Origin of the sequence: Streptococcus sp. 27098_8_186 (assembly GCF_041432055.1) — a bacterium.
GTDB classification, from domain to species: Bacteria; Bacillota; Bacilli; order Lactobacillales; family Streptococcaceae; genus Streptococcus; species Streptococcus dentalis.
Map to the genome: position 1 here is coordinate 1 of NZ_JAPVYV010000018.1, position 4,714 is coordinate 4,714.

Below are 4,714 nucleotides of genomic sequence, written 5' to 3' on the forward strand. Positions count from 1 at the left end.
AACGATAGCTAATACCGCATAAAAGTCGATATCGCATGATATTGATTTGAAAGGTGCAAATGCATCACTAAGAGATGGACCTGCGTTGTATTAGCTAGTTGGTGAGGTAACGGCTCACCAAGGCGACGATACATAGCCGACCTGAGAGGGTGATCGGCCACACTGGGACTGAGACACGGCCCAGACTCCTACGGGAGGCAGCAGTAGGGAATCTTCGGCAATGGGGGCAACCCTGACCGAGCAACGCCGCGTGAGTGAAGAAGGTTTTCGGATCGTAAAGCTCTGTTGTAAGAGAAGAACGAGTGTGAGAGTGGAAAGTTCACGCTGTGACGGTATCTTACCAGAAAGGGACGGCTAACTACGTGCCAGCAGCCGCGGTAATACGTAGGTCCCGAGCGTTATCCGGATTTATTGGGCGTAAAGCGAGCGCAGGCGGTTAGATAAGTCTGAAGTTAAAGGCTGTGGCTTAACCATAGTACGCTTTGGAAACTGTTTAACTTGAGTGCAGAAGGGGAGAGTGGAATTCCATGTGTAGCGGTGAAATGCGTAGATATATGGAGGAACACCGGTGGCGAAAGCGGCTCTCTGGTCTGTAACTGACGCTGAGGCTCGAAAGCGTGGGGAGCAAACAGGATTAGATACCCTGGTAGTCCACGCCGTAAACGATGAGTGCTAGGTGTTGGGTCCTTTCCGGGACTCAGTGCCGCAGCTAACGCATTAAGCACTCCGCCTGGGGAGTACGACCGCAAGGTTGAAACTCAAAGGAATTGACGGGGGCCCGCACAAGCGGTGGAGCATGTGGTTTAATTCGAAGCAACGCGAAGAACCTTACCAGGTCTTGACATCCCTCTGACCGCTCTAGAGATAGAGTTTTCCTTCGGGACAGAGGTGACAGGTGGTGCATGGTTGTCGTCAGCTCGTGTCGTGAGATGTTGGGTTAAGTCCCGCAACGAGCGCAACCCCTATTGTTAGTTGCCATCATTGAGTTGGGCACTCTAGCGAGACTGCCGGTAATAAACCGGAGGAAGGTGGGGATGACGTCAAATCATCATGCCCCTTATGACCTGGGCTACACACGTGCTACAATGGCTGGTACAACGAGTCGCGAGTCGGTGACGGCAAGCTAATCTCTTAAAGCCAGTCTCAGTTCGGATTGTAGGCTGCAACTCGCCTACATGAAGTCGGAATCGCTAGTAATCGCGGATCAGCACGCCGCGGTGAATACGTTCCCGGGCCTTGTACACACCGCCCGTCACACCACGAGAGTTTGTAACACCCGAAGTCGGTGAGGTAACCATTTGGAGCCAGCCGCCTAAGGTGGGATAGATGATTGGGGTGAAGTCGTAACAAGGTAGCCGTATCGGAAGGTGCGGCTGGATCACCTCCTTTCTAAGGAAAAGGAAACCTGTACGTTGGTCTTGTTTAGTTTTGAGAGGTCTTGTGGGGCCTTAGCTCAGCTGGGAGAGCGCCTGCTTTGCACGCAGGAGGTCAGCGGTTCGATCCCGCTAGGCTCCATTAACACTATAAGGGTGTTAAGATTGAACATTGAAAATTGAATATCTATATCAAATAGTAACAAGAAAATAAACCGAAACGCTGTAAATATTTAAAGAGTTTAGGTCGCAAGACCAAAAATAAGGTTAAGTTAATAAGGGCGCACGGTGGATGCCTTGGCACTAGAAGCCGAAGAAGGACGTGACAAACGACGAAATGCTTTGGGGAGCTGTAAGTAAGCGACGATCCAGAGATGTCCGAATGGGGGAACCCACTAGCTAATGGCTAGTACTCCTATCTGTTAAGGATAGGTAGAGGAAGACGCAGTGAACTGAAACATCTAAGTAGCTGCAGGAAGAGAAAGCAAAAGCGATTGCCTGAGTAGCGGCGAGCGAAACGGCAGGAGGGCAAACCGAAGAGTTTACTCTTCGGGGTTGTAGGACTGCAACGTGGACTTAAAGATTATAGAAGAATGACATGGGAAGGTCAGCCAAAGAGAGTAAGAGCCTCGTATTCGAAATAGTCTTTATACCTAGCAGTATCCTGAGTACGGCGGGACACGAGAAATCCCGTCGGAATCTGGGAGGACCATCTCCCAACCCTAAATACTCTCTAGTGACCGATAGTGAACCAGTACCGTGAGGGAAAGGTGAAAAGCACCCCGGGAGGGGAGTGAAATAGAACCTGAAACCGTGTGCCTACAACAAGTTCGAGCCCGTTAATGGGTGAGAGCGTGCCTTTTGTAGAATGAACCGGCGAGTTACGATATGATGCGAGGTTAAGTTGAAGAGACGGAGCCGTAGGGAAACCGAGTCTGAATAGGGCGGATTAGTATTATGTCGTAGACCCGAAACCATGTGACCTACCCATGAGCAGGTTGAAGGTGAGGTAAAACTCACTGGAGGACCGAACCAGGGCACGTTGAAAAGTGCTTGGATGACTTGTGGGTAGCGGAGAAATTCCAAACGAACTTGGAGATAGCTGGTTCTCTCCGAAATAGCTTTAGGGCTAGCGTCGACATTGAGATTCTTGGAGGTAGAGCACTGTTTGGGTGAGGGGTCCATCCCGGATTACCAATCTCAGATAAACTCCGAATGCCAAAGAATTATGGTCGGCAGTCAGACTGCGAGTGCTAAGATCCGTAGTCGAAAGGGAAACAGCCCAGACCACCAGCTAAGGTCCCAAAATAATTGTTAAGTGGAAAAGGATGTGGGGTTGCACAGACAACTAGGATGTTAGCTTAGAAGCAGCTATTCATTCAAAGAGTGCGTAATAGCTCACTAGTCGAGTGACCCTGCGCCGAAAATGTACCGGGGCTAAAACAATTTACCGAAGCTGTGGATACCTTTATAGGTATGGTAGGAGAGCGTTCTATGTGTGGAGAAGGTGTACCGTGAGGAGCGCTGGAACGCATAGAAGTGAGAATGCCGGTATGAGTAGCGAAAGACAGGTGAGAATCCTGTCCACCGTAAGACTAAGGTTTCCAGGGGAAGGCTCGTCCGCCCTGGGTTAGTCGGGACCTAAGGAGAGACCGAAAGGTGTATCCGATGGACAACAGGTTGATATTCCTGTACTAGAGTATGTAGTGAAGGAGGGACGCAGTAGGCTAACTAAAGCGTGCGACTGGAAGTGCACGTCTAAGCAGTGAGGTGTGAATTGAGTTAAATGCTTAATTCTATAACATTGAGCTGTGATGGGGAGCGAAGTTTAGTAGCGAAGTTAGTGACGTCACACTGCCAAGAAAAGCTTCTAGCGTTAATCATACTCTACCCGTACCGCAAACCGACACAGGTAGTCGAGGCGAGTAGCCTCAGGTGAGCGAGAGAACTCTCGTTAAGGAACTCGGCAAAATGACCCCGTAACTTCGGGAGAAGGGGTGCTGGCTTTACGTCAGCCGCAGTGAATAGGCCCAAGCAACTGTTTATCAAAAACACAGCTCTCTGCTAAATCGTAAGATGATGTATAGGGGGTGACGCCTGCCCGGTGCTGGAAGGTTAAGAGGAGTGCTTAGAGGTAACTCGAAGGTATGAATTGAAGCCCCAGTAAACGGCGGCCGTAACTATAACGGTCCTAAGGTAGCGAAATTCCTTGTCGGGTAAGTTCCGACCCGCACGAAAGGCGTAATGATTTGGGCACTGTCTCAACGAGAGACTCGGTGAAATTTTAGTACCTGTGAAGATGCAGGTTACCCGCGACAGGACGGAAAGACCCCATGGAGCTTTACTGCAGTTTGATATTGAGTGTCTGTACCACATGTACAGGATAGGTAGGAGCCATTGATATCGGGACGCCAGTTTCGATGGAGGCGTTGTTGGGATACTACCCTTGTGTTATGGCCACTCTAACCCGGTAGGTTTATCATCTACGGAGACAGTGTCTGACGGGCAGTTTGACTGGGGCGGTCGCCTCCTAAAAGGTAACGGAGGCGCCCAAAGGTTCCCTCAGAATGGTTGGAAATCATTCGCAGAGTGTAAAGGTATAAGGGAGCTTGACTGCGAGAGCTACAACTCGAGCAGGGACGAAAGTCGGGCTTAGTGATCCGGTGGTTCCGTATGGAAGGGCCATCGCTCAACGGATAAAAGCTACCCTGGGGATAACAGGCTTATCTCCCCCAAGAGTTCACATCGACGGGGAGGTTTGGCACCTCGATGTCGGCTCGTCGCATCCTGGGGCTGTAGTCGGTCCCAAGGGTTGGGCTGTTCGCCCATTAAAGCGGCACGCGAGCTGGGTTCAGAACGTCGTGAGACAGTTCGGTCCCTATCCGTCGCGGGCGTAGGAAATTTGAGAGGATCTGCTCCTAGTACGAGAGGACCAGAGTGGACTTACCGCTGGTGTACCAGTTGTCTCGCCAGAGGCATCGCTGGGTAGCTATGTAGGGAAGGGATAAACGCTGAAAGCATCTAAGTGTGAAACCCACCTCAAGATGAGATTTCCCATAACTATATGTTAGTAAGAGCCCTGAGAGAAGATCAGGTAGATAGGTTAGGAGTGGAAGTTGTGTGAGCAATGGAGCGGACTAATACTAATAGCTCGAGGACTTATCCAAAGAGTCAGAAGATATTGACAACGAAAGGTTAACTTGTTAGAATATAGATGTTCAATTTTGAATGTTTAATCATTCAGAGTTAAGTGACGATAGCCTAGGAGATACACCTGTACCCATGCCGAACACAGCAGTTAAGCCCTAGAACGCCGGAAGTAGTTGGGGGTTGCCCCCTGT

1 tRNA gene and 3 rRNA genes are annotated in these 4,714 nt (G+C 50.1%); all 4 read left to right on the forward strand.

Annotated features, from left to right (window positions below):
* A 16S ribosomal RNA gene (locus O3602_RS10075) occupies positions 1-1,389 on the forward strand; the annotation flags it as partial.
* Positions 1,390-1,442: 53 nt separating this feature from the next.
* Positions 1,443-1,515: transfer RNA gene (locus tag O3602_RS10080), tRNA-Ala, on the forward strand.
* Positions 1,516-1,638: 123 nt separating this feature from the next.
* Positions 1,639-4,540 (forward strand): 23S ribosomal RNA (locus O3602_RS10085).
* Between the two features lie 79 nt (positions 4,541-4,619).
* Positions 4,620-4,714: ribosomal RNA gene (rrf, locus tag O3602_RS10090) — 5S ribosomal RNA — on the forward strand; the annotation flags it as partial.